The sequence below is a fragment of the Micromonospora sp. NPDC005205 genome (assembly GCF_040608275.1).
Classification (GTDB): domain Bacteria; phylum Actinomycetota; class Actinomycetes; order Mycobacteriales; family Micromonosporaceae; genus Micromonospora.
In genome coordinates this window covers 45,600-69,059 of record NZ_JBEXHV010000015.1, presented here as the reverse complement: position 1 = coordinate 69,059, position 23,460 = coordinate 45,600, and the positions used below count along the sequence as shown (strand labels likewise).

Below are 23,460 nucleotides of genomic sequence, written 5' to 3'. Positions count from 1 at the left end.
CCGGGCCCTTCTTCGACTACGGCCCAACCCAACTGCGGTCGGGGGGTACGGAGCGGCGGTGGTCCAGGGGCCCTGGCGGGGATCCGGACCACCGCCGTCGCGGGTGACGCCGGGAGGATGGGCGCTCGTCAGCCGACGGCGGCCAGGTCGGTGAGCCGGGCCAGCGAGTCCTCCAGGTCGGCGCCGACCCGACGCAGTCCGAGGCGCAGCATGGCCGCCTTGACCGGGCCGGCCGGCCAGCGGACCACGATGAGGCGCACGATGGTCCCGCCTTCCTCCTCGTCTCCGGTGAGCTGGACGTAGATCTCGGTGCGCGCCTCCGCCCGAGATCCAGCGCCCTTGGCCCGTTCCCGCCAGCCGATCAGCGTCGGCTCCTGGTAGGCGATCACCTCGGCCTCATGCGCCGAGCCGCGCCCAGCCTGGACGAGTTGTCGCCGCCCGAAGCCCTCTCCCGAGAGCACTTCGGCCGCTCGGACCCCAGCCAGCCAGGCCGGCAACTGCTCGGCCCGCTGCACGACATCCCAGACCACTTCAATTGGCGCCGCCACGTGCGCACTGCGTTCCACGAGGATCATTTCCGTCTTTCCTCCGGTGAGGACATCCCACGATATCGGCACTCTATGCGTTAAATCGGACTTACCTGGACGGGTTCGGAAAAAGACACGCCGATCAACCATTGCGGATTAGGCCAGGGCGGCCTATGGCGCATTCATCGAGAGCGCTTTAAAGTCCCGAACACGTTTCACGTTGACCGGGAGGGCGCATGTCGACCGCACCGATGCCCCAGTTCCCCACCGGCTTCCGCTGGGGCGTCTCCACATCGGCCCACCAGATCGAGGGCGCCACCACCGCCGACGGCCGAGCTCCGTCCATCTGGGACACCTTCGCGCGCTCCCCCGGGCGGATCAGCGACGGCAGCAGCGGCGAGGTGGCCTGCGACCACTACCACCGCCACACCGAGGACGTGGCGCTGCTGGCCGGCCTGGGCGTCTCCGCGTACCGGTTCTCCATCGCCTGGCCCCGGGTCCAGCCCACCGGCGCCGGCCCGGCCAACCCGGCCGGCCTGGACTTCTACGACCGCCTGGTGGACGAGTTGCTGGCCGCCGGAGTCGACCCGGTGGCCACCCTCTACCACTGGGACCTGCCGCAACCCCTCGAAGACGCCGGCGGCTGGATGCACCGCGACACCGCCGCCCGCTTCGCCGAGTACGCCGAGAAGACCGCCGCTCGCCTCGGCGACCGGGTCCGGCTCTGGATCACCCTCAACGAGCCGTTCATCCACATGAGCCTCGGCTACGGCATGGGTGTGCACGCCCCCGGCCGGATGCTGCTGTTCGACGCCTTCCCGGTCGCCCACCACCAACTGCTCGGGCACGGGCTCGCGGTCGCCGCGCTGCGGACCCACACCGCCAGCCCGGTGGCGATCGCCAACAACTACTCGCCGGTGCGGGTGCTCGGCGACCGCGACGCCGACCGGGCCGCCGGGGCCGCGTACGAGGCGCTGCACAACCGGCTCTTCACCGACCCGCTGCTCGGCCGCGGCTACCCGGAGCTGCCCGGCCTGGACCCGAGCGTCATCCACCCCGGCGACCTCGACACGATCGCCGCGCCGATCGACGTGCTCGGGGTCAACTACTACAACCCCACCGGTGTACGGGCGGCCGAGGAGGGTTCACCCCTGCCGTTCGACCTCGTGCCGCTGGACGGCTACCCGCGTACCGCCTTCGACTGGCCGGTGGACCCCGACGGGCTGCACGAGCTGCTCGGCTGGCTCCGCGACACCTACGGCGACGCGCTGCCGCCCATCGAGATCACCGAGAGCGGCTGCGCGTACGACGACGAGCCCGACGCCGACGGGCAGGTGGCCGACCCGGAACGGATCGCGTACCTCGACGGGCACCTGCGGGCGGTCCGGGCCGCCATCGACGACGGGGTGGACGTCCGGGGGTACTTCGTCTGGTCGCTGCTGGACAACTGGGAGTGGGCCGAGGGGTTCACCAAGCGCTTCGGTCTGGTGCACGTCGACTACCCCACCCAGACCCGTACGCCGAAGTCGTCGTACACCTGGTTGCGGGACGTGATCGCGGCCAGCCGGCCGGGGTCGGCGCGGTGACCACCCTCGACCCGACGCCGGCGTCGCTGCCGGCGGCGCTCGCCGAGCCGACGGTGCCGGTACGGCGCAGCTGGATCGGCTTGATCTTCGCGGCCAACCTCGGCGTGTGGATGGCGTTCTTCACGCCCATCCAGGTGCTGCTGCCGCAGCAGATCGAGCAGATCGCGCCCGGCGACAAGGAGAACATGCTGGCCGTGGTCACCGGCCTCGGCGCGTTGGCCGCGGTGCTGGCCAACCCCTTGGCGGGCGCGCTCTCCGACCGGACCTGCCTGCGCATCGCCGGCCGCGAGTTCGGCCGTCGGCACGTCTGGACGGCGGGCGGGGCCGTGCTCGGCGCGGCGGCCCTGGTGCTGCTGGCCCAGCAACGGACCATCCTCGGCGTCGCCCTCGGCTGGGTCGCCGCGCAGGTCTGCTTCAACGCGATGCTGGCCAGCCTCAGCGCCGCCATCCCCGACCGGGTCCCGGTGCGGCAGCGCGGCGGCGTCTCGGGGTGGGTGGGCATCCCGCAGGCGCTCGGGTTGGTGCTCGGCGCGGTGCTGGTCACCGCAGTGGTCACCGGCAACGCCGCCGGCTACCTGGCCATCGCCGTGGCCGTCCTGCTGCTGTCGCTGCCGTTCGCGCTGCTCACCCCCGACGAACCGCTACCACGTACCCATCGGCCGGCGATCCGGACGCGGGCGCTGCTGGCCTCGATGTGGATCAGCCCCCGCCGGCACCCGGATTTCGCCTGGGCCTGGATCACCCGCTTCCTGGTCCAGTTGGGCAACGCCCTGGGCACCCTCTACCTGCTGTACTTCCTCAGCGACGGGGTGCGCCACCCCGACCCCGAGGGCGGCCTGCTGGTGCTGATCCTGCTCTACACGCTCGGGATGATGCTGACAGCTGTGGTCGCCGGCCGGCTGTCCGACCGTTCCGGCCGCCGCAAGATCTACGTGATCGTCTCCGGGCTGATCATGGCGGTGGCGGCGCTGCTGCTCGCGGTCGCGCCGGTCTGGCCGATGGCGATCGTCGCGGCGCTGCTGCTCGGCGCCGGCTACGGCGTCTACCTCTCGGTGGACGCCGCGTTGATCACCCAGGTGCTGCCCCGGGCCACCGACCGGGCCAAGGACCTGGGCGTCATCAACATCGCCAACTCGGCGCCGCAGGTGCTCGGCCCGGCGCTCTCCGCCCCGCTCGTGGTGTACCTGGGCGGCTATCCCACGCTCTACGCGGTCACCGCCGTGGTCACCCTGCTCGGCAGCGCGCTGGTCGTCAAGATCCGCTCGGTCCCCTGAGCCGTGGGGGGCGGTGGCGGAATGCAGTCGCGGACCGCCGTAGGCTGGGGGACGTGACAGTACGTGTGCGCTTCGCCCCTTCCCCGACCGGTATGTTCCACGTCGGCGGCGCCCGCTCGGCGCTGCAGAACTGGATCTACGCCAAGCAGCAGGGCGGCGTGTTCGTGCTGCGCATCGAGGACACCGACGCGGCGCGCAACAAGCCCGAGTGGACCGAGGGCATCCTCTCCGCGCTGGACTGGATCGGGATCTCCCGGGGCAGCTACGAGGGCCCGTACTTCCAGTCGGCCAACGCCGGGGAGCACCGGGCTGCCGCCGCGCGCCTGCACGAGTCGGGCCGCGCCTACTACTGCGACTGCACCCGCGAGGACGTGCAGGCCCGCACCGGCTCGCAGTACCAGGGCTACGACGGCTACCACCGCGACCGTGGCCTCGGCCCCGGCCCCGGGCACGCCCTGCGCTTCCGTACGCCCGACGAGGGCGCGACAGTGGTGGTCGACCTGATCCGCGGTGAGCCCACGTTCGAGAACAAGCTCATCGAGGACTTCGTCATCGCCCGCGGTGACGGCTCGCCGGTCTTCCTGCTGGCCAACGTCGTCGACGACATGACGATGGGGATCACCCACGTGATCCGGGCCGAGGAGCACCTGCCCAACACCCCCAAGCAGCAGCTGCTCTGGGAAGCCCTCGGGGTCAAGCCGCCGATCTGGGCACACGTGCCGGTGGTGGTCAACGAGAAGCGGCAGAAGCTCTCCAAGCGCCGGGACAAGGTCGCCCTGGAGGCGTACCGCGACGAGGGTTACCTGGCCGGCGCGATGCGCAACTACCTCATGCTGCTCGGCTGGGCTCCCTCCGGCGACCGGGAGATCGTTCCCTGGTCGGTCATCGAGGACGAGTTCCGGCTGGACGAGGTCAACCTCTCCTCGGCGTTCTTCGACGAGAAGAAGCTGCGCGCGTTCAACGGCGAGTACATTCGCGCGCTGCCGGTGACCGAGTTCATCGACGCCTGCCAGCCGTGGCTGACCGGCACCGGGACCATCGCGCCGCCGCCGTGGCAGCCGGAGGAGTTCGACGCCGACGCGTTCGCCGCCGTGGCGCCGCTGGCCCAGACGCGGATCGCGGTGCTCAGCGAGATCGTGCCGAACGTCGACTTCCTCTTCCTGGCCTCACCGCTGATCGACGAGGCCGCCTGGACCAAGACGATGAAGGACGGTTCCGCCGAGCTGCTGGACGACGCCGTCGCGGCGTTCGAGGCGCTGGAGTCCTGGGACGCCGAGTCGTTGAAGTCGACGCTGGAGGCGGTCGGCGCCGAGCGGGGCCTCAAGCTCGGCAAGACGCAGGCGCCGGTGCGGGTCGCGGTCACCGGTCGCACAGTGGGTCTGCCGCTGTTCGAGTCGCTGGAGGTGCTCGGTCGGGAGCGCACCCTGACCCGGATGCGCGCCGCCCGCCTGCGCCTCGTCTGACTGTCGCCCGTCCACTCGTCAGGAGAGCGTCGCCGGCGTACCTCAGCATCGCTTTGACTTTGCTCTGCACCCCGATCTGCACCGGTCACCGACCGTTGCCGTCGCATCCGCGGGTGCAGAGCAAAGGATGATGCGTACGCCTGCCTGCCCACCGGGAGCGGCGAGGATCAGAGGGTTACCGAGCTCGTCGCTGGCGGCGGAACACGAGGCCGGCCGCGAGTGCGGCGAGCAGCAGCAGGCCGCCGAGAGCCCAGATCCACCAGCGACTGCCGGAGTCGGACCGCTCCGAGGCGGCCGGCGCCGGGGAGGCCGTCGGGCTGCCAGGTGCCGCCGACGGCGAGCCGGCGGAGGGTACGCCGACGGCCGACGCGCCAGCCGACGGCGAGCTCGCCGGGTTGGTTCCGGCGGTGGCCGACGGCGAGGCAGTGGGGTCGGCTGCGGTGCCGGTGGTGAGGGTGAACCGCACCTCGCCCTTCACCGGGTGCCCATCGGACGACGCGAGCTGGTAGCCGACGATGTAAAGCCCGGCTGCGGCCGGCTTGAACGGCACCCGCACCCGACTGCCGTCGAAGGCGGGAGTCCCGCCAGCGACCACATTGTCCGGTCCGGTTATTGTGATCTTCGTCGTAGTCGGCGACGGCTTGGCGAGGAACCGCAGCTCGACCCGGGCGGGTGCCGACGCCACGCGGGCGCCGTCGCGCGGGTTGCTGCCGGTCAGCTGGTTGTGAGCGGCGGCCGGAGTCGCCGGCACCAAAAACGACACACCGAACGCCACGCCGAGCACCACTGGCACGACCCGCACCGTACGTGTAACCCTGCCCCCCATGAACCCCTCCGTAAGGGTACGATCCGCCCGCTGATCAAACGGCTCCTCATTAGTCGAGCAGAGATCGCAGATAGTTCCAATTACTGTTCCAAAAGCTGCAACTCATCGACGTTCTGCGGAGTCTGTAGGAGTGGACGCGACCATCCGGTCGATGCCGCACCGGCAGATCGGTCCAGACGTCACCACGAAGCCATCCATCGAACGGGGCGAGGAGGCGGGATGCTCCGACACATGAGGCGGTTGGCCGCCGTGTTGGCGGGCACGATGGCGGTGGCACTGCTGTCGCTTGGCACCGCCGGCTCGGCCTCGGCGGCGCCGAAGCCGGCACCCGCCGGAGTGGACATCACCGGCACGGGGCTGTCCGCACCGCTGCGGTTGCGCGCGGAAAAGGAGCCCGCCCTCGTGGGCGCGGTCATCGACCAGGTCAACTTCCTCGCGCGCACCGGCATGCCAACCGGTCCGAAGGCAGCCAACCTCGGTCCGAAATACACCGTCGTGGTGCTCGCCGGCGAGACGCCGAAGCAGACCTACGACCTCTACCCCAAGGCGATCGGCGGCCCTCGCGTCTTCCGGCCGGCGAAGCAGCCGGACGGCCGTAAGACCAGCGCCGGCTGGTTCCTGGGTCGGCTCAGCATGTCCGAGACCCTGCGCACCGCCGGTGTGCCGCTGGAGCGGCAGTTCGACACGGTCAGCGGCGGCGCGGGCGGCGGTGAGCGGGTTCTCCCGGAGGACACGCTCGACCCGGCGAAGGACCTCGACGAGGCGCTCGGCGACCTGCAACGCCTGCTGCTGCTCAACGTCGGCGTGATGCTGACCATCACCGTCGGCCTCGCCGGGATCGCCCTGCTGATCCGCAGGCGCACGCGCTGAGCTGGCGCACGCGCTGAGCTGGCGCACGCACTGAGCAGGCGCACGCACTGAGCAGGCGCACGCACTGAGGTCACGCTTCCGCTGACCCGCAACACGCGACGGTCCGACGCACTCGCTGGTCAGCGGGTGCGTCGGCCGACCGGGCAGCGGAACGCGGTGTTCAGCACCAGCGGCGCGGTGGGCGCTCCCGGCGGGTGGCTCGTGGACGCGGCCGGACCGCGCCGTGCCGGTGCGCCCCGGCCCAGCCGGAAAGTTCACTGAGGCAACCAGCGGGAACGTCCGAGTCGGGCTCGGCAGAGCGCTGACGCGGCAGCACGGGCTCGTCGTCGACGCGCCCCGGCAGCGGCTCCACCGGGTGCGATGGCGCACCGCCGACCGGCCGGCGGGGCTTGCCAGCCGCCTGCGGGTCGTGGTGCCCCGGCCGGCAGGGCTCGCCCTGGGCGCAGCCGTGCTCGGCCTCCCCGTGCGCCATCCCCGGTCTCCTCACGCTCGCTTCACCCTCGAATGCTCCCCGAGGTGCCCTGTCACCGTACTGGCCGGAACCGACGGGCCGCGCGCAGCGTACCCGGGGTCCGGACCGGCCGGTCCCCGAAGACGCCGCTGAGCGCGGGCGCCGGTTACGCAGTTCACAGCTTCTTTTCGTGTCGTTCACCGTGAGGTTCGGCGGCGAGGCGGACCGGCGGGCAGCGGGCGCGGTGAGCCTCCAGGTCGGCGCGGGCGAAGAGCGCCCGCAGTGTCACGCCGTGATGAGCGAGCGCCTGCGCCCCGCCCTCAGCCCGGTCGATGACGCAGAGGGCGTGGGAGGCGCGGCCCGCGTACCCCTTTCGGCGCATGTCGCAGGCGGCGGTCTCCTCCCCCGGTCGGACTCCGACCCGGTGCGACTGTGGTGGGATCGGGGCATGCGTCCGACACCGTGGCTCGGCTCCGGCACCCGCGGCCGGGACCTGGCGCTGGCCGGGGCGTCGCTGGCCGGCGGGCTGGTGCTGTGGACGCTGGGTTGGCAACCGCAGATCCGTCCGCACCCGGACGTGCCCGCGGTCCTGTTCCTGCCGTCGCTGCTGGCGATGTGCGTCGCGGTGGGTCTGCGCCGCGCCGCCCCGCGTGCCAGCCTCGCCGTCGGCACCGTGGCAGTGGTGGTGGACATCGCGCTGGGGGGCTCGCTGGGCGCGATCCTGATCTACACGCAGGTCCTCTACGACGCCTGTGTCTACGGTCCGCCACGGCTGTGGCGGTGGCTGCTGCGGGCGACCATCGGGCTGAGCGTGCTCGGTGCGGTCGTCGGCGTGATCCTCTCCGACCAGTGGAGCGGGGTGGCCATCGGCGTGCTGGTGGTGCTCGTCGGCCTCCTGCCGGTCCTGACCGGTATCAGCGTGCGGCAGTACCGCGATCAGGCCGCCGCCGAGCGGGCGCGGGCCGAGCAGACCGCCCGGCTGGTCGAGTTGGACCGTCGGCAGGCGGTCAGCGCCGAACGGGCCCGGATGGCACGGGAGCTGCACGACGTGGTCGCGAACCACCTCAGCGCGGTGGCCATCCACGCCACCGCTGTGCTCTCCGTACCCGGGTTGGATCGCGGTCAGGTGGAGTCGGCGTTGCGGGTGATCCGGGAGAGCAGCGTGCAGGGCCTCGCCGAGATGCGTCAGATGATCGAGGTGCTGCGCGAGCCGGGGACCAGCGCCGACCCGGCCGCGCCGGAGGTGGTCACCGCGCGACTGGCCGAGGCGGACGGACTGGTCGACCGGGTCCGGGCTGCCGGCCTCGCGGTGCGGGTCCGGACCGATGGCACGCCGGGCGCGTTGCCGGTGGGGGTGGACCTCGCCGCGTACCGGATCGTGCAGGAGTCCCTGACGAACGCGCTCAAGCACGGTACGGGTGAGGCGGAGCTGACGATCGCGTACCGGCCGGCCGAGGTGGTGCTGACTGTGGAGAACCCGGTGCGTGGGGGCGGGGCCGGGCTGCCGGGCGCCGGGGCCGGGCTGATCGGCATGCGGGAGCGGGCCACGCTGCTCGCCGGCCGGTTCACCGCCGGGCCGCACGACGGCCGTTGGCAGGTGCGGGCGGCCCTGCCCACCGGGGAGGGCGGGTGACCAGGCCGGCGCGGCCGTCGGACGACACGGCCCCGGCGACGGTACGGGTGGTGCTCGCCGACGACCAGCCGGCGGTACGGGCCGGACTGGCCCTGATCCTGAACAGCTCAGCGGGTGTCGAGGTGGTCGGCGAGGCGGCCGACGGCGACGCCGCGGTGCGCCTGTGCCGGGAGTTGCGCCCCGACGTGGCGGTGCTGGATGTGCGGATGCCGCACCGGGACGGGATCTCCGCGACCCGGGCGATCGTCAGCGACGGGCTCGCCGACGTGCTGGTGCTCACCACCTTCGACCTGGACGAGTACGTCTTCGGGGCGTTGCGGGCCGGGGCGGCCGGGTTCCTGCTCAAGGACACCGACGCCGACGGCCTGGTCGGCGCGGTGCGGACGGTGGCGCGGGGCGACGGCTTCATCGCGCCCACTGTGACCCGTCGGTTGATCACCGCCTTCGCGGCCACCGCGCCGGGTGCGTCGGCGGACGCGCGGGCCGCGCTGGCCACCCTCACCCCGCGTGAGCGTGACGTGCTGGCCTGCCTCGGGTTGGGTCTGTCCAACCAGCAGATCGCCGATCGACTGGTGCTGGCGGAGAGCACCACGAAGACCCATGTGAGCCGGATCCTGGCGAAGCTGGACCTACGCAGCAGGGTGCAGGCCGCCATCCTGGCCCAGGAGGTGGGCCTGCCCGCTCCCCCGCAGTCGTGAGACGGGCCGTTGGGCGCACGGCGGACCGGTGCCGGCGTGGTTGGCCTGCTCACGACGTGTCAGGCTAGGGCGGTGAGCACGCCGGGCGGTGGGGAGCTGTCGGCCACGCTGCGCCGGATCGAACGATCGGCGGGGGCGTTGGCCACCTCCAGCGTGGCCCGGATGGACGAGACGCTGCCCTGGTTCCGGGCGCTGCCGGCCGACCAGCGGTCCTGGGTGATGCTGGTGGCGCAGGCGGGCGCGAGGTCGCTGGTGCAGTGGCTGCGCGAGGGCGGCGGCACCGCGGACAGCACCCAGGAGGTCTCGGACGAGGTCTTCGCCGCCGCCCCGCAGGCGCTGGCCCGGTCGATCACCCTCCAGCAGACCGTGGCGTTGATCAAGGTGACGATCGACGTGGTCGAGGAGCAGGTGTCGCACCTGGCCGCCGAGGGTGAGGAGCAGCAGCTACGCGAGGCGGTGCTGCGCTTCTCCCGGGAGATCGCGTTCTCCGCCGCCAGGGTCTACGCGCGGGCCGCCGAGTCGCGTGGCGCGTGGGACGCCCGGTTGCAGGCGCTGCTCGTCGACGCGCTGTTGCGGGGTGACTCGCCGGACGTCCTGGCCAGTCGGGCCGCCGCTCTCGGCTGGGCGGACGCGCCGCCGGTGGCGGTGGCTGTCGGTCGGTCGCCCGGCGGCGAGGTCTCCGCGGTGCTGCACGTGGTCTACCGGCAGGCCCGCCGGATCGGCGTGGAGGTGATCGGCGGCGTCCACGGCGACCGGCTGGTGATCGTGCTGGGCGGCGCACCTGACCCGCTGACCGCCACCGCGAAGCTGCTGAGCGCGTTCGGGGACGGCCCGGTGGTGGTCGGTCCCGCCGTACCGAGCCTGGACGAGGCGACCGAGTCGGCGCGGGCCGCGCTGTCCGGCTTTCGGGCCGCACCGGCCTGGCCGAGCGCGCCCCGGCCGGTGCCGGCCGCGGACCTGCTGCCGGAGCGGGCCCTCGCCGGCGACACCGAGGCCCGTCGTCGGCTGCGTCACGATGTGTACGCGACGCTGGTGCGCGCCGGTGGGGAGCTGCTGGCCACCCTGGACGCCTTCCTGGCGGCCGGTGGCACCTTGGAGAGCGCGGCCCGGGCGCTGTTCGTGCACCCGAACACGGTGCGCTACCGGTTGCGCCGGATCGCCGAGGTGACCGGGTTCTCGCCACTGTCGCCGCGCGACGCGTTCGCCCTTCAGGTCGCGCTGACCGTGGGTCGGTTGGATCCGGTCGCCCCGCTGGCCTCGCCGGTCCCGACTCAGACAATGACCCCGGCGACCCGGAAATCCGCCCAAACCGAGGATGATCCCCGCCGATCTTTGTAGGAAACCTCTAAAGGTCCTAGTGTGGTTTGGTCGAAGGCGGCACCGCGTTACCCGCCATTATCCGGGAGAGTCATAGACGTGCTCGCCGTACTTAGTCCCGGCCAGGGTTCTCAGAAACCCGGCTTCCTGACCCCCTGGCTCGACCTGACCGGCACTGAGGCGCGACTGCGCGACTGGTCGGCGCTGGCCGGGGTCGACCTGCTGCACCTGGGCACCAACGCCGACGCCGACGAGATCAAGGACACCGCCCGCACCCAGCCGTTGCTGGTTGCCGCGGCGTTGCTCGCGGCCGAGCACCTGCCGCTGGACGGCGTCGCCGTCACCGCCGGCCACAGCGTCGGCGAGTTGGGTGCCGCCGCCCTGGCCGGTGTGCTGTCGGCCGACGCCGCGATCACCCTGGCCGGCGTCCGCGGCCGGGAGATGGCCGCCGCGTGTGCGCTGGAGCCGACCGGAATGGCCGCGGTGCTCGGTGGTGATCCCGACGAGGTGATCGCCGCGATCGAGGCGAACGGGCTCTACCCGGCCAACCGCAACGGCGCCGGGCAGATCGTCGCCGCGGGCGCCCTGGACGGGCTCGACAAGCTCGCCGCCGCGCCGCCCGCCCGGACCCGGATCATCCGACTCCAGGTGGCCGGCGCCTTCCACACCCCGTACATGGCTCCGGCGGAGACCGCGCTCGCCGCTGAAGCCGCCGGGATCACCCCGGCGAACCCGGCCCGCACCCTGCTGTCGAACCTCGACGGCACCGCTGTCGACGACGGCGCGGCAATGGTGCAGCGCCTCGTTCGTCAGGTCACCGCGCCGGTGCGCTGGGACCTGTGCATGCGTACGCTGGCCGACCTCGGGGTCACCGGCGTGATCGAACTACCCCCGGCCGGCACCCTCGCCGGCCTGGTCAAGCGGGAACTCAAGGGCGACGGCGCCCCGGAGATCGTCACCCTCAACACCCCGGACGACCTGCCGGCCGCACGGGACCTGATCGCCCGTATCGGAGGCCGTTCATGACTGGCAGTCGCATCGTCTCGATGGGGCACTACCAGCCCTCCCGGGTGGTGACCAACGACGACATCGCCCAGCTCGTCGACACCAACGACGAGTGGATCCGCGACCGGGTCGGCATCGTCAGCCGGCGGATCGCCGACACCGAGACGGTCGCCGACATGGCCGCCGCGGCTGCCGGCAAGGCACTGGCCAACTCGGGCCTGACCGCCGCCGACATCGACCTGGTCGTGGTCGCCACCTGCTCCTCCATCGACCGCAGCCCCAACGTGGCCTGCCGGGTCGCCGGCAAGCTGGGCATCACCGCGCCGGGCGCGTTCGACCTCAACACCGCCTGCTCGGGCTTCGCGTACGCGCTGGGCACCGTCGACCACGCCATCCGGGCCGGGGCGTCGCGCAACGCGATCGTCATCGGCGCGGAGAAGCTGTCCGACTTCACCGACTGGACCGACCGCTCCACCTGCATCATCTTCGCCGACGGGGCCGGTGCCGCGGTGGTCTCCGCCACCGCCGACGACGAGCCGACCGGCATCGGCCCGGTCGTCTGGGGTTCGGTGCCGGACAAGAGCGACGCGGTCCGCATCGAGGGCTGGCGCCCGTACATCCAGCAGGAGGGGCAGGCGGTGTTCCGCTGGGCCACCACCGCCATCGCGCCGCTCGCGCTACAGGCCTGCGAGCGGGCCGGGGTCGACCCGTCGGAGCTGGCCGCGTTCGTGCCGCACCAGGCCAACGCCCGCATCATCGACGGCATCGCCAAGCGGCTCAACATCCCCGACGCGATCATCGCGAAGGACATCGTCGAGTCCGGCAACACCTCCGCGGCGAGCGTGCCGCTGGCCCTGTCCAAGCTGGTCGAGCGCCGGGAGGTGCCCTCGGGTGCACCGGTGCTGCTGTTCGGCTTCGGCGGTGGCCTGACCTACGCCGGTCAGGTCGTCCGCTGCCCCTGATGACCCCCTCGGGCGCGTACGCGTCCAGGATTGGCGGTCGGCGACGCCGGCCGCCAGAGAACCCCGATGAAAGGAACCAACCGCAATGACCCGTGACGAGATCACCACCGGCCTCGCCGAGATCCTCGAAGAGGTTGCCGGGGTGAACCCGGACGACGTGGCCGAGGGGAAGTCCTTCACCGACGACCTCGACGTCGACTCGCTCTCCATGGTTGAGGTAGTGGTCGCGGCCGAGGAGAAGTTCGGCGTCAAGATCCCGGACAACGAGGTGCAGAACCTGAAGACCGTCGGCGACGCTGTCAGCTACATCGCGGCGCAGTCCTGATCATGAGTCGTCCAGACGTCGTCGTCACCGGGCTCGGCGCGACGACCCCGCTTGGCGGGGACGTCGCGTCGACCTGGGACGCAATGCTCGCCGGCCGCTCCGGGGTGAGTGCCCTCACCCAGGAGTGGGCCGAGCAACTGCCGGTCCGGATCGCCGCCCAGCTGGCCGTGGAGCCGTCCGAGGTGCTGGACCGGGTCCGCCTGCGCCGCCTGGACCGTTCCGAGGCGATCGCGATCATCGCGGCGCAGCAGGCCTGGGCGGACGCCGGCCTCGCCGGCTCCGACCTCGACGGGGAGCGGTTGGCCGTCAGTGTCGGCTCCGGCATCGGTGGTGCCACCACGCTGCTCGCCCAGGACGACATCCTGGAGGCCTCCGGGCCACGGCGGGTCTCCCCGCACACCATCCCGATGCTGATGCCGAACGGTCCGGCCGCCTGGGTCGGGCTTGAGCTGGGCGCCAAGGCCGGCGTGCACTCGGTGGCCAGCGCCTGCGCCACCGGCGCCGAGGCGATCGCCCTCGGTCTGGACATCATCCGCTCCGGCCGGGCCGACGTGGTGGTGGCCGGCGGCACCGAGGCGGTCATCCACCCCCTGCCAATCGCCGGCTTCAGCTCGATGCGGGCCATGTCGACCCGCAACGACGACCCGGAGCGGGCCTCCCGCCCGTGGGACCGGGGCCGGGACGGCTTCGTCCTCGGCGAGGGCGCCGGCATCGTGGTGCTGGAGCGGGCCGAGCACGCCGCGGCCCGGGGCGCCCGGGTGTACGCGCGCCTCGCCGGCGCCGGCATCACCTCGGACGCGTACGACATCGTGCAGCCGCACGCCGAGGGCGAGGGCGCCATCCGGGCCATCGCCAAGGCGATCGCCGACGCGGACGTGGCGAAGCGGGACATCGTGCACGTCAACGCGCACGCCACCTCGACCCCGGTCGGGGACATGCTGGAGATCGGTGGGCTGCACAAGGCGCTCGGCGACCACCCGGTGCTGTCCGCGACGAAGTCGATGACCGGTCACCTGCTCGGTGCGGCCGGTGCGCTGGAGTCGATCGCCACCATCCTGGCGATCCGCGACAGTGTCGTTCCTCCGACGATCAACCTCGACGACCCGGAGCCAGGCCTCACCCTGGATGTCGCCGCGCACAAGGCCCGTCACATGGAGATCCCGGCCGCGTTGAACAACGCGTTCGGCTTCGGCGGCCACAACGTGGCGCTCGTCTTCGCCCGTCCCTGAGATCCCGCGAAAGGGCCCCTCCTCGTCGAGAGGAGGGGCCCTTTCGTCGTTCAGCCCCGGTTGCGGGGGTGCTGCTTCGCGGTGCGCTCGTTGCCGTGGCGGTAGTTGCCGGTCCAGCGGGCCATCACCAGCTGCGGGTCGTCGTCGACCTCGGCCAGGAACTCGGCGGCCCGAGCGCCACGCAGCGTGCCGGCGACCCGGCCGTGGTGGGTGATGACCACGGTGCCGTCCGCCCGTCGTACGTGCCGGAATCCTGCTGCCGCTCCCATGGGGTGAGGCTGTCAGACCGATCGGCGCGGAGGCGACCGGATTTCCGTCGCGGGCACTCGATCCGGATTGACGTCGAGGGACCGCGCCGCTTAGATGGGCCGACTGAAGATCGACTGACGGGGATCACCACAATGGACGCTCGTACCCGCGTCGCCGTGTCGGCGGCGCTCATCCTCGGCCTGCTGGCCGGCTGCGGCGACGACGCCGCCGCTCCCGCCGGGCCCGCGGCTGGCGACCCGGCCCCACAGGCCACTGGCGAGCCCTGGTACGACGAGACGACCCCGGCGGCGTCCGGCGGCACCACCGGCGGCGCTGGTTCCCCCTGCCCGGTACCGGTGACGTTTCCGCTGGCCGACGGGTGGACGGCGAAGGCAGTCGAGCCTCCCGAGGGTGAGCTGGCCGAGCTGGTCGGCGAGGCGCTCACCAAGCGCGGCGGCACCACAGTGCGTTGCGAGGTTGACGGCCGGCCGGCCGGCGGCGGGTTCCTGCGGATCTGGGCGACGGACACGCCGACTGCCGCTCCGCGCGCCGCGCTGGAGAGCTTCGCCGCCGGAGCCGGCGAGACGGTCACCGGCCAGCAGTTCCGCGACCTCCGCGCCGGCGGCTTCGACGTCACCGAGACGACCTGGCTCGCCACCAGCCCGCTGGCCGAGGAGGAGGCGGCGCGGAACTGGGCGCTGGCCGTTCAGTCGGCGGGGCAGACGCTGGTCTTCGCGGTCAACGAGGGCCTGATCACCGAACGGACCGACGTGCTGCCGGCGTACCGGCTCGCGGTGCGCGGGCTCACGCCTGCCGGCTGAGATCGGCCCCGTTGGCTCAGTTGCTGGCGCAGGTCGTCGCAGGAAGTCCGGGAACGGTCACCGGGGACCGGCCGCCCGGCCGGGCCTTGCCGGCGAGCACAGCGGCCAGGGCGGTCATCGATGCCCGGCTGGACGAGTACGTGGCCAGCAGCCTCGGTGACTTCGCGTCGGCCAGCACGTACGGGGTGTCCATGGCGACAGTGATCGCCGCGTCGGGGCTCAGGTCCTTGGCGCCGTCGCCGTAGCCCACCAGGTGCACGACAGTGCCGCCGCTGGGCTTGACCTGCACTCCGGCGGCGGTCAACGCGGCGGTGAGGGCGGCCCGGGTGCCGTCCCGACCGCCGGACGAGGTGACGGTGACCGGCCCGCGTACCGCTCCTCCGCAGGCGCCACGCAGCACGGTGACGGCGGCAGCGGCCAGCGCGTCGGCCGCCGCCCGGTGTGCCGGGGTGTTGAGCGTGGACATCTGCGCCGCCGGCAGCTCGGCGAGCTGGAACTTCATCGTCAGCACCCGGGTGACCGCGTCAACCAGCCGGGTCCGGGGCAGCGACCCGCCGCGCAGCGCGGCGAGCAGCCCGTCGTACGCCTGACCGACGTTCGGGGTCATCAGGATGAGGTCGTTACCGGCGTTGAGCGCCCGGACCGCCGCCTCGCCGGGAGCCCAGCGCATCGCGGGCGGCATGTTCATCCCGTCGGTGATCACTACGCCCTTGAAGCCGAGTTGGCCGCGCAGGACGTCGGTGAGCAGCTTGTGCGAGAACGTCGCCGGGGTCCCCGGGTCGATCGCGCGCGCGTCCAGGTGACCGGACATCACGGCCATCGCGCCCGCGTCCATTCCGGCGGTGAACGGCGGCCACGCGCCGCTCTGCAACGCCGCGGCGGACTGGGTCAGCACCGGAAGGTCCTTGTGCGAGTCGTCGGCGCTGTGGCCGTGCCCGGGGAAGTGCTTCAGGGTGGCCGCGACCCCGACCGCCTGGAGGCCACGGACCGCGCCGCCCACCTGCGCGGCGGCCTGCTTCGGGTCGGAGCCGTAGGACCGGGAGCCGATCACTGTGCTGCGGGTGGCCAGCACGTCGGCCACCGGGGCGAAGTCGATGTTGATGCCCATCGCGGCCAGCTCGGCGCCGGCGGCCCGCCAGGCGGCCTCGGTGAGCTTCGGGTCACCAGCCGCGCCGGCCGCGAGGGCGCTGGGCAGCACCGTGACACCGTCGGTCACGCGGGTGACGACCCCGTACTCCTGGTCGGTGCCGATGAGCAGCGGCGCCGAACCGGCGGCGAGCCGACCGGCGGCGCTGCGCAGCCCGGTGGTGAGCTCGTGGACCTGCTTGGGGTTGTCGACGTTCGTGGTTTCCTGGTTGCCCTTGGTCGGGTCGTCGGCGCTGAAGCCGACCAGGATCAGGCCACCCAGTCGGTACTTGGCGATCATTTCGGCGGGGGTGTCCACCCCGGCGAGGGCCTGGTTGCCGGCCGCCGAACCGGCGGAGACCTTCGTCGCCGAGTCGCCGTAGGCGTACGGCATCAGCACCTGGCCGACCAGGTCTTCGTCGGACAGCGTCGCCACCAGCGCGGCGGCGCGGCCGGCGGGGTCGCTGGCCGGCGGCGCGGGCGGGACGCTCGGGCCCGCCGACGTCCCGACGGGGCTGGGCGTCGGCGTGGGGCGCTCCGGGTCACCTGAGCAGCCGGAGACGAGCAGGGCGGTCAGGGCGGCGACAGCGACACTGGCGCGCCACGGGCGATTCGACACGTCGCCCATCCCACCAGCTTCTCCCTTATCGGGGCAACTTGACCTTACCGGTCGTCGCCGGCGCGAGGGCGTACGGCCAGCGGCCCGCCGGCCGGGTCAGCCGACCCGAGTGAGCAAGGTCACCGGGGCGCCGTCGCCGGCGTACCGGTAGGGCTCCAGGTCAGCGTCCCATGCCGTGCCGAGCGCCTTGTCGAGGGCGTGCGCCAGGGCCTCGGGGGCCCGGGAGGCCGCCATCAGCGCTCGGAGCCGGTCCTCGCCGAGCTGGATGTCGCCGGCCACGCCGACCGTCGCCCGGAACAGGCCACGGGCTGGCACGTACATGAAGCGCTCACCGTCGGCGCCGGGACTCGGCTCCTCGGTGACCTCGAAACGGATCATGGGCCACTGCCGTAGGGCAGCGGCCAGCTCGGCGCCCGTCCCCGGACGACCGGTCCACCCGCACTCGGCCCGGCGTGCGCCGGGGTCGACGGGCTGAGCCGTCCACTGCAGGTTGACCGGCGCGGCTAGGACGCGCGCGATCGCCCACTCGACGTGTGAGCACACGGCGAGCGGGGTCGAGTGGACGTATACGACGCCACGCGTTGGCACGGTGACCTCCCGGAGAGCGAGGTGCGTCTTCCCCTACGACCTCGTCCACCCAGGTGGCTGCTGCAACACATGATGACTCCTGTGACGCGTGGTGCGCCAGGGAATCGGAAAGAACGCCGGGTGGAATAGCCGGACGGGTGGTCGCCGTTGCCTCTCAGGACACCGCGACGACCAGCATGATGTCGTGGTCCTGTACAGTTCCACCGGCGGCTTATGCCGCGTTACACCTTCGCGGGCCGAGTCACGTACGACCCGCACACAGCCCCCGGACGTCTAGTCCTCCCGTACGTCTTGCAAGGAGTACCTCCGTGGCGAGCAACACCTCTAAGACCGCGCGCGCGTCAGTCCGGGCCGGCCAGGCTGGCCAGGGTGGCGCCCTCAGCGTGCTGGGCGAGTTCAAGTACCTCATCCCGCTCAACGGCGGCAAGCACGCCTACGTGCGGAACCTGACCAACGGCAAGACCGCGCACCTGCGCACGGACTCCGACGCCTTCGTCGAGGAGATCCGCGTTCTGGCCGCCGCCGGCCACGCCGCCAAGATCCGGGCTGAGATCAACAACCTGGCTGCCACCCACCCGGGTGACGGCTGGGAGGCCACCGAGAAGCGCCTGGTCGCGGCCGGCGTCTTCGAGGGCTGAGCCCTCCCCCACCGCACCAACGAACCGCCCGCCGGGAGTTCCCGGCGGGCGGTTTCGCATGCGCGAGGATCAACTTCGTCGATCATGGAGTTGTGGTGCCCGGCTTGGAGTCATCCAGGCCGGTTTGTCACCCACCACAACTCCATGATCGACGCGGGCGGCGGCGGGCGGCGGCGGGGACGGTTCACGGGTCAGGGCGGGTCAGCCCGGATCGAGCAGGGCGACCTCGCCGGTGGCCAGGTCGTAGAGGCCGCCGACCACTGCCACCCGGCCGGCGGCCACCGGCCCGGCCAGCAGATCGTCCTGGCGCAGGGTGCGCACCGTACGCCGGACGTGCCGGCGGATAGCCAGCGGCAGCACCGCCGGATCGTCGATCCCCGCCTCGGTGACCGCCGGCGCGATCTCGTCCACCAGGTGCGCCAGCGACCCGCCGGGACGCTGGCCGATGCGCAGCGCCTCTACCGTGGCCTGCACCGCGCCACACCGCTCGTGGCCGAGGACCATCACCAGCGGTACGCCGAGCTGGCCGACCACGTACTCGATCGAGCCGCAGACCGCGCGATCGAGCACGTGCCCCCCGGTGCGGATCACGCAGATCGCGCCGAAGGTCTGGTCGAAGATCGCCTCCAACGGCACCCGGGAGTCGATGCAGCCCAGCACCACCGCGTACGGCTGCTGGTCGCCGGAGGCCGCGGCGGCGGCCGTGACGTCGTGCCCGTGCACCGGCTGGCCGCTGACGAACCGCCGATTGCCGGCAAGCAGGTCGGCCAGGGCGGCGCGGGGCGTACCGCCGGCCTGCCGCCCCTGCCCCGACGTCGCACCCATGGGCGCTCCCGACGACCCCATGCCGTCCAGCTTGGCCCGCCGCCGTCCGGCACGGGCGTGGTCGGGAATGTTCGCCACGGCGCGATTGGCGTGGTGTCATGGCGGGTAGCCGGTGTTACCGCCGGGTATCGGAGGTGCTGGTGATACTGGGCGGCCCTGGGGAGGTGGCGATGCCGGAGCGGTTCGAGGTCGGCCTGCCGGACGGTGTACGGCTCAACGTCGAGGCGACGGGTCCGACGGACGCCCAGGTCACCGCCATCCTGCTGCACGGCTGGACGCTGGACGGGCGCGCCTGGCACCGGCAGGTCGAGGCGCTCACCGCGCCGCAGTTCGGCGAGGCGGTGCGGGTGGTCGCCTACGACGCGCGGGGGCACGGCCGGTCCAGCTGCATGGCGCTGCCCACTGCCACCCTGGCCCAGTTGGGTGACGACCTGGCCGCGGTCATCGACGCGGTCGCGCCGACCGGCCCGGTGGTGCTGGTCGGGCACTCGATGGGCGGCATGACGATCATGGAGTACGCCCACCGCCACCCCGCGCACTTCGCCGCCCGTGCCGCCGGCCTGGTCTTCGTCTCGACCACCGCCGAGGGGCACACGCACACCGTCTACGGGCTCTCGCCGCGGATCGCCCGGTTGATCCGGCTGGCCGAGACGACCGGCGCCGGTGTGCTGGCCCGGTGTGGCTCGTGGCGTGCTCCCCGGGCACTGCTGAACGCGCTGCGACCGAGCATCCGGTGGATGCTCTTCGGTGACCGCTGCGAGCCGGCCGACATCCGCCTGGTGACGTCGGCGGTGGCCCGGGCCTCGCTGCGTTCGATCGGCGGGTTCCGCGCCTCCATCGGCACCCAGCACCGCCTGGACACCCTCGCCGCGTTGGCCCACCTGCCGGCCGCCGCCCTGGTCGGCGACCGGGACCGGCTGACCCCACCGCCGTGCGCCGAGTCGATCGCGGCGGCTCTGCCGGCCACCGAGCTGACCGTCTGCCCGGGCGCCGGGCACATGCTGATGATGGAGCGTCCGGACGAGGTCAACGCCGCGCTGACCGGCGTCGTACGACGGGCGCTCGCCGAATCGCCGCCGGCCCACCTCGGCGCGTCGTCGCCGGCTCACCGTGGCGCGGCCCCCGCCGAGACGGGTGCCTGAGCACGTTCGCGCACCTCGGGCGCGGCGGGTCGGGCGCAGGGCCGTACTCTTCTCGGTTGGCCCGCGCGGTTTTCGCCGCCTGCCGGCGACCTCTGAAGGAGCGTGCGTTGACCGACCAGACCGGCCTCGAGCAGGAGATCGCCGTCGAGCAACGACACCTCGACCGGGTGTACGCCCGACTGGCCGAGCTGCGGCAGTCGGCCGTCCGCGCCGAGCGTGACGGCTACCGGATGGCCCGGGTGGGCACGCACGGCGCCCTGGTCGAGCGCGACGCGATGGTCTTCCACGCGGCGCAGCGGCGGCACACCCTGGACGCCGAGCACGAGGGGCTGGTCTTCGGCCGGCTGGACCTGCGCGACCGTCAGGTGCTGCACGTCGGGCGGCTGGGGATCCGCGACGAGAACGCCGTCACGCTTGTCGTCGACTGGCGCGCGCCGGCCGCCGCCGCCTTCTACCAGGCCACCCCGGCGCAAGCGCTGGGCGTGGTGCGGCGGCGCACGATCCAGTCCCGCGCCGAGCGGGTGACCCGGATCGAGGACGAGTTGCTGGACCCGACCGACGCCCCCGAGGGGATGACGGTCGTCGGTGACGGCGCGTTGCTGGCCACCCTGTCCAAGGCCACCGGCCGGGGCATGCGCGACATCGTGGCGACCATCCAGCGGGAGCAGGACGAGGCGATCCGCTCGCCCGGCTCCGGGGTGACGATCGTCGCGGGCGGTCCCGGCACCGGCAAGACCGCTGTCGCCCTGCACCGGGCCGCGTTCCTGCTCTACTCCGACCGCAGTCGCTACGCCGGCGGCGGCATCCTGGTGGTCGGCCCGTCGTCGGTCTTCGTCGAGTACATCGGGTCCGTGCTGCCGTCGCTCGGTGAGGACACCGCGACCCTGCACTCGCTGGGCACCCTCTTCCCGGGGATGACAGCCACCCGCCCCGACCCGCCCGAGGTGGCGGCGGTGAAGGGCTCGCTGCGGATGCGTCGGGTGCTGGAGCGGGCGGCCCGCGACGCGGTGCCGGGCGGCCCGGGTGAGCTGCGGCTGCTCTACCGGGGCACGCTGCTGCGGTTGGACCGGGTCGCGCTGGACCGGGTCCGGGACCGTGCGCTGCAACGCGGGGCACGGCGCAACGAGGTGCGCCGGGCCGGTTTCGACGGGGTGTTCGCCGCGCTCTGGGCGCAGGCCCGTGAGCTGAGCAGCGGTCGGCTGCCGGAGCAACCGGCCTTCGAGGCGGAGATCGCCGAGCGGTCGGAGTTCCGGGAGTTCCTCAAGGCGTGGTGGCCTCGGCTGCACCCCCGGCACGTCCTCGGCTGGCTGGCGCAGCCGGATCGGCTGCGCCGGTACGCCAGCGGGATCCTCTCCTCGGCGGAGATCCGGCTGCTCAACGCCGCCTACCGGAACCTGGACTCGGCCGGGCTGACCATCGCCGACGTGGCACTGCTGGACGAGTTGGACGCGCTGCTCGGCAAGCCCGCGCAGCCGGCCCGCGCGCGACGCGACCCGTTCCAGCTCGCCGGCGGCGTCCGTGAGCTGAGCACCCTCGGTGAACGGCAACGGGCCGCCCGCGCGGCGGCCCGGGAGCGCCCGGAGGACTACCGGGACTACGCGCACGTGGTGGTGGACGAGGCACAGGACGTCTCACCGATGCAGTGGCGGATGATCGGTCGACGCGGCCGACTGGCCTCCTGGACCGTGGTGGGCGACCCCGCGCAGACCGCGTGGACCGGCGATCCGGAGGAGCTGACCCGGGCCCGCGACCAGGCGCTGGGCCGGCGTAAGCGACACGACTTCACGCTCACCACCAACTACCGGAACTCGGCGGAGATCTTCGCGGTGGCGGCGGCGGAGATCCGGCGGCTCTACCCGGACCTGCCGCTGCCGACCGCCGTCCGCTCCACCGGGGTCGAGCCGGTGGAGCTGGTGGTGCCCCCGACGGGCTTGGAGACCGCGACCGTGGAGGCCGCCGCCGGCCTGCTGGCCGAGGTGGAGGGCACGGTCGGGGTGATCACGCCGGTCCCCCGCCGGGACGAGGTCGCCGGTTGGCTGGGCGCGCTCGGCGCGCCCAGGTTGCAGGTGGTGACCAGCCTGGAGGCCAAGGGCATGGAGTACGACGGGGTGGTGCTGGTCGCCCCGAGCGAGATCCGGGCGGATCCGGGCGCCGGGGTGCGCACCCTGTACGTGGCGCTCTCCCGGGCCACCCAGCGTCTCACCACCATCGACCCGACCGGCTGACGTGTGCGGACTGCCGCCGGCGGAACGCCCTGCCCGTACACTTGCATACATAGCGATGTGAGCATACATTTGACCGGGTCCCGACCAGCAGCGGAAGGTGGTTCTCGTGGGCGCAGGTCATGACCACCACCATGGGTCCGTCGCCAATGCCGCACACCAGCACCGAGGTCGACTCTGGGCGGCGTTCGGGTTGCTCGCCACCCTGATGGTGGTCGAAGCGGTGGTCGCACTGCACACCGGCTCGCTCGCCCTGCTCTCCGACGCCGGGCACATGTTCACCGACGTGCTCGGCATCGGGATGGCGCTCGCCGCCATCACGGCGACCCGGCGGGCCACCGGCGACCCGCAGCGCACCTTCGGGCTCTACCGGCTCGAGGTGCTCGCCGCGCTGGCCAACGCCGTTCTGCTCTCCGGCGTCGCGATCTACGTGGTGGTCGAGGCGATCCGCCGCTTCGGTGACCCGCATGAGGTCATCGCCGGCCCGATGCTCGTGGTGGCCGTGCTCGGCCTGCTCGCGAACATTGCCGCATTCGCGCTGCTGCGCGCCGGAGCCAAGGAGAGCATCAACCTCCAGGGCGCCTACCTGGAGGTGCTCGGTGACCTGCTCGGCTCGGTCGGCGTCATCGGCGCGGCGCTGCTCATCACCGTCACCGACTGGTGGTGGGCCGACCCTCTGGTCGCGGTCGCCATCGGCGTGTTCATCCTGCCGCGCACCTGGCGGCTGGCCCGCGCCGCCATCCGCATCCTGGTGCAGGCCGCCCCGGAGCACCTCCAGGTGACCGCCGTGCACGACCGGCTCGCCGCCGTCCCCGGTGTCGTCGAGGTGCACGACCTGCACGTCTGGACGCTCACCTCGGGCATGGAGGTGGCCTCCGCCCACCTGACCATGGCACCGGGCGCGGAGGTCGGCGCGGTGCTCACCGCAGCACGTACGGCCCTGCACGACGACTTCCGCATCGAACACGCGACCTTGCAGATCGAGCCTGGCGCCGCTTCTGGAGCCTGCGGCTCCATCGAATGGTGACCGGTTCGTCGATTTCCGTGGTGACGCACGCACCGTCC

The 23,460-nt window shown here is 72.6% G+C and carries 23 protein-coding genes and 1 pseudogene; 16 read left to right on the top strand and 8 right to left on the bottom strand.

All coding sequences use genetic code 11. The features are described 5' to 3' along the window. Positions 1-128 precede the first annotated feature (128 nt). The gene (locus tag ABZU43_RS24550) at positions 129-575 is read right to left on the bottom strand and encodes an SRPBCC domain-containing protein (protein WP_210783445.1); all 447 of its coding nucleotides are present in this window, start codon (positions 573-575) and stop codon (positions 129-131) included. Positions 576-763: 188 nt separating this feature from the next. On the opposite strand from ABZU43_RS24550, the gene ABZU43_RS24545 reads away from it, so the two are divergent. From ABZU43_RS24545 to gltX, 3 genes are read left to right on the top strand one after another with little or no spacing between them, the layout of a single operon-like run. Next, positions 764-2,113: a GH1 family beta-glucosidase gene (locus ABZU43_RS24545; protein ID WP_355008824.1), complete on the top strand. Its 1,350-nt coding sequence runs from the start codon at positions 764-766 to the stop codon at positions 2,111-2,113. After that, positions 2,110-3,387 carry an MFS transporter gene (locus tag ABZU43_RS24540; protein WP_355008823.1) on the top strand — a complete coding sequence of 426 codons (1,278 nt, stop codon included), beginning with the start codon at positions 2,110-2,112 and terminating at the stop codon, positions 3,385-3,387. Before ABZU43_RS24545 ends, ABZU43_RS24540 begins: the two co-directional genes overlap by 4 nt. Before the next feature lie 53 nt (positions 3,388-3,440). After that, positions 3,441-4,850, top strand: a complete 1,410-nt coding sequence (gene gltX, locus ABZU43_RS24535; protein WP_355008822.1) for a glutamate--tRNA ligase — start codon at positions 3,441-3,443, stop codon at positions 4,848-4,850. A 175-nt stretch (positions 4,851-5,025) separates the two neighbouring features. Here gltX and ABZU43_RS24530 read toward each other — a convergent pair whose 3' ends face one another. Then, positions 5,026-5,643, bottom strand: a complete 618-nt coding sequence (locus ABZU43_RS24530) for a copper resistance CopC family protein (RefSeq protein WP_355008821.1) — start codon at positions 5,641-5,643, stop codon at positions 5,026-5,028. 252 nt (positions 5,644-5,895) lie between these two features. On the opposite strand from ABZU43_RS24530, the gene ABZU43_RS24525 reads away from it, so the two are divergent. Then, on the top strand, positions 5,896-6,546 hold the full coding sequence (locus ABZU43_RS24525; protein WP_355008820.1) for a hypothetical protein: 651 nt from the start codon (positions 5,896-5,898) through the stop codon (positions 6,544-6,546). Positions 6,547-6,706: 160 nt separating this feature from the next. On the opposite strand, the gene ABZU43_RS24520 is transcribed toward ABZU43_RS24525, so the two are convergent. Next, entirely contained in the window at positions 6,707-7,018 is a 312-nt protein-coding gene (locus tag ABZU43_RS24520) for a hypothetical protein (RefSeq protein WP_355008819.1), read from the bottom strand. A gap of 154 nt (positions 7,019-7,172) precedes the next feature. Next, positions 7,173-7,379: a hypothetical protein gene (locus tag ABZU43_RS24515; protein WP_355008818.1), complete on the bottom strand. Its 207-nt coding sequence runs from the start codon at positions 7,377-7,379 to the stop codon at positions 7,173-7,175. Between the two features lie 66 nt (positions 7,380-7,445). Between ABZU43_RS24515 and ABZU43_RS24510 the strand changes: the two genes are divergently transcribed. The 7 genes and pseudogenes from ABZU43_RS24510 to fabF all read left to right on the top strand — a co-directional run bounded on the left by ABZU43_RS24510 (position 7,446) and on the right by fabF (position 14,166). Then, positions 7,446-8,630 carry a histidine kinase gene (locus tag ABZU43_RS24510; protein WP_355008817.1) on the top strand — a complete coding sequence of 395 codons (1,185 nt, stop codon included), beginning with the start codon at positions 7,446-7,448 and terminating at the stop codon, positions 8,628-8,630. Then, entirely contained in the window at positions 8,627-9,328 is a 702-nt protein-coding gene (locus ABZU43_RS24505) for a response regulator transcription factor (protein ID WP_355008816.1), read from the top strand. The genes ABZU43_RS24510 and ABZU43_RS24505 overlap by 4 nt, the downstream gene beginning before the upstream one ends. A gap of 36 nt (positions 9,329-9,364) precedes the next feature. Further along, a complete protein-coding gene (locus ABZU43_RS24500; RefSeq protein WP_355008815.1) occupies positions 9,365-10,666 on the top strand; it encodes a helix-turn-helix domain-containing protein in 1,302 nt (433 codons plus the stop codon). Between the two features lie 78 nt (positions 10,667-10,744). Then, positions 10,745-11,653, top strand: a pseudogene (locus ABZU43_RS24495) (ACP S-malonyltransferase); the annotation flags it as partial. Between the two features lie 14 nt (positions 11,654-11,667). Then, positions 11,668-12,612, top strand: a complete 945-nt coding sequence (locus ABZU43_RS24490; RefSeq protein WP_355008814.1) for a beta-ketoacyl-ACP synthase III — start codon at positions 11,668-11,670, stop codon at positions 12,610-12,612. A gap of 85 nt (positions 12,613-12,697) precedes the next feature. Next, the gene (locus ABZU43_RS24485; protein ID WP_030330276.1) at positions 12,698-12,937 is read left to right on the top strand and encodes an acyl carrier protein; all 240 of its coding nucleotides are present in this window, start codon (positions 12,698-12,700) and stop codon (positions 12,935-12,937) included. Positions 12,938-12,939: 2 nt separating this feature from the next. Further along, positions 12,940-14,166, top strand: coding sequence for a beta-ketoacyl-ACP synthase II (gene fabF, locus ABZU43_RS24480; RefSeq protein WP_124855678.1), 1,227 nt, complete (start codon positions 12,940-12,942; stop codon positions 14,164-14,166). A gap of 50 nt (positions 14,167-14,216) precedes the next feature. Here fabF and ABZU43_RS24475 read toward each other — a convergent pair whose 3' ends face one another. Then, positions 14,217-14,435 carry a hypothetical protein gene (locus ABZU43_RS24475; protein ID WP_355008813.1) on the bottom strand — a complete coding sequence of 73 codons (219 nt, stop codon included), beginning with the start codon at positions 14,433-14,435 and terminating at the stop codon, positions 14,217-14,219. Positions 14,436-14,567: 132 nt separating this feature from the next. Here ABZU43_RS24475 and ABZU43_RS24470 point away from each other — a divergent pair, with 132 nt between their 5' ends. Then, positions 14,568-15,236 (top strand): lipoprotein, encoded by a 669-nt coding sequence (locus ABZU43_RS24470; RefSeq protein WP_355008812.1) that lies wholly within the window; start codon positions 14,568-14,570, stop codon positions 15,234-15,236. A 16-nt stretch (positions 15,237-15,252) separates the two neighbouring features. On the opposite strand, the gene ABZU43_RS24465 is transcribed toward ABZU43_RS24470, so the two are convergent. Together ABZU43_RS24465 and ABZU43_RS24460 are read right to left on the bottom strand one after the other, a co-directional pair. Then, positions 15,253-16,989: a glycoside hydrolase family 3 protein gene (locus ABZU43_RS24465; protein WP_355008811.1), complete on the bottom strand. Its 1,737-nt coding sequence runs from the start codon at positions 16,987-16,989 to the stop codon at positions 15,253-15,255. Positions 16,990-17,076: 87 nt separating this feature from the next. Continuing rightward, the gene (locus ABZU43_RS24460; RefSeq protein ID WP_091409261.1) at positions 17,077-17,568 is read right to left on the bottom strand and encodes a DUF3145 domain-containing protein; all 492 of its coding nucleotides are present in this window, start codon (positions 17,566-17,568) and stop codon (positions 17,077-17,079) included. A 308-nt stretch (positions 17,569-17,876) separates the two neighbouring features. Between ABZU43_RS24460 and ABZU43_RS24455 the strand changes: the two genes are divergently transcribed. Beyond that, complete coding sequence (locus tag ABZU43_RS24455; RefSeq protein ID WP_030330285.1) at positions 17,877-18,206, top strand: hypothetical protein; 330 nt, start codon at positions 17,877-17,879, stop codon at positions 18,204-18,206. 201 nt (positions 18,207-18,407) lie between these two features. Here ABZU43_RS24455 and ABZU43_RS24450 read toward each other — a convergent pair whose 3' ends face one another. Continuing rightward, positions 18,408-19,031, bottom strand: a complete 624-nt coding sequence (locus ABZU43_RS24450) for a carbonic anhydrase (protein ID WP_355008891.1) — start codon at positions 19,029-19,031, stop codon at positions 18,408-18,410. A gap of 170 nt (positions 19,032-19,201) precedes the next feature. Between ABZU43_RS24450 and ABZU43_RS24445 the strand changes: the two genes are divergently transcribed. The 3 genes from ABZU43_RS24445 (at position 19,202) to ABZU43_RS24435 (ending at position 23,422) form a co-directional block, all read left to right on the top strand. Next, the gene (locus ABZU43_RS24445; RefSeq protein WP_355008810.1) at positions 19,202-20,173 is read left to right on the top strand and encodes an alpha/beta hydrolase; all 972 of its coding nucleotides are present in this window, start codon (positions 19,202-19,204) and stop codon (positions 20,171-20,173) included. A gap of 107 nt (positions 20,174-20,280) precedes the next feature. After that, positions 20,281-22,398: an AAA family ATPase gene (locus tag ABZU43_RS24440; protein WP_355008809.1), complete on the top strand. Its 2,118-nt coding sequence runs from the start codon at positions 20,281-20,283 to the stop codon at positions 22,396-22,398. A 106-nt stretch (positions 22,399-22,504) separates the two neighbouring features. Beyond that, positions 22,505-23,422, top strand: coding sequence for a cation diffusion facilitator family transporter (locus tag ABZU43_RS24435; protein WP_355008808.1), 918 nt, complete (start codon positions 22,505-22,507; stop codon positions 23,420-23,422). Positions 23,423-23,460: the final 38 nt, after the last annotated feature.

Coding starts and splice junctions, on each gene's coding strand:
- ABZU43_RS24510 (WP_355008817.1), top strand. CDS start 7,446: ATGCGTCCGACACCGTGGCTCGGCTCCGGCACCCGCGGCCGGGACCTG.
- ABZU43_RS24445 (WP_355008810.1), top strand. CDS start 19,202: ATGCCGGAGCGGTTCGAGGTCGGCCTGCCGGACGGTGTACGGCTCAAC.
- ABZU43_RS24490 (WP_355008814.1), top strand. CDS start 11,668: ATGACTGGCAGTCGCATCGTCTCGATGGGGCACTACCAGCCCTCCCGG.
- ABZU43_RS24550 (WP_210783445.1), bottom strand. CDS start 575: ATGATCCTCGTGGAACGCAGTGCGCACGTGGCGGCGCCAATTGAAGTG.
- ABZU43_RS24450 (WP_355008891.1), bottom strand. CDS start 19,031: ATGGGTGCGACGTCGGGGCAGGGGCGGCAGGCCGGCGGTACGCCCCGC.
- ABZU43_RS24475 (WP_355008813.1), bottom strand. CDS start 14,435: ATGGGAGCGGCAGCAGGATTCCGGCACGTACGACGGGCGGACGGCACC.
- ABZU43_RS24520 (WP_355008819.1), bottom strand. CDS start 7,018: ATGGCGCACGGGGAGGCCGAGCACGGCTGCGCCCAGGGCGAGCCCTGC.
- ABZU43_RS24470 (WP_355008812.1), top strand. CDS start 14,568: ATGGACGCTCGTACCCGCGTCGCCGTGTCGGCGGCGCTCATCCTCGGC.
- ABZU43_RS24485 (WP_030330276.1), top strand. CDS start 12,698: ATGACCCGTGACGAGATCACCACCGGCCTCGCCGAGATCCTCGAAGAG.
- ABZU43_RS24545 (WP_355008824.1), top strand. CDS start 764: ATGTCGACCGCACCGATGCCCCAGTTCCCCACCGGCTTCCGCTGGGGC.
- ABZU43_RS24515 (WP_355008818.1), bottom strand. CDS start 7,379: ATGCGCCGAAAGGGGTACGCGGGCCGCGCCTCCCACGCCCTCTGCGTC.
- ABZU43_RS24525 (WP_355008820.1), top strand. CDS start 5,896: ATGCTCCGACACATGAGGCGGTTGGCCGCCGTGTTGGCGGGCACGATG.
- ABZU43_RS24465 (WP_355008811.1), bottom strand. CDS start 16,989: ATGGGCGACGTGTCGAATCGCCCGTGGCGCGCCAGTGTCGCTGTCGCC.
- fabF (WP_124855678.1), top strand. CDS start 12,940: ATGAGTCGTCCAGACGTCGTCGTCACCGGGCTCGGCGCGACGACCCCG.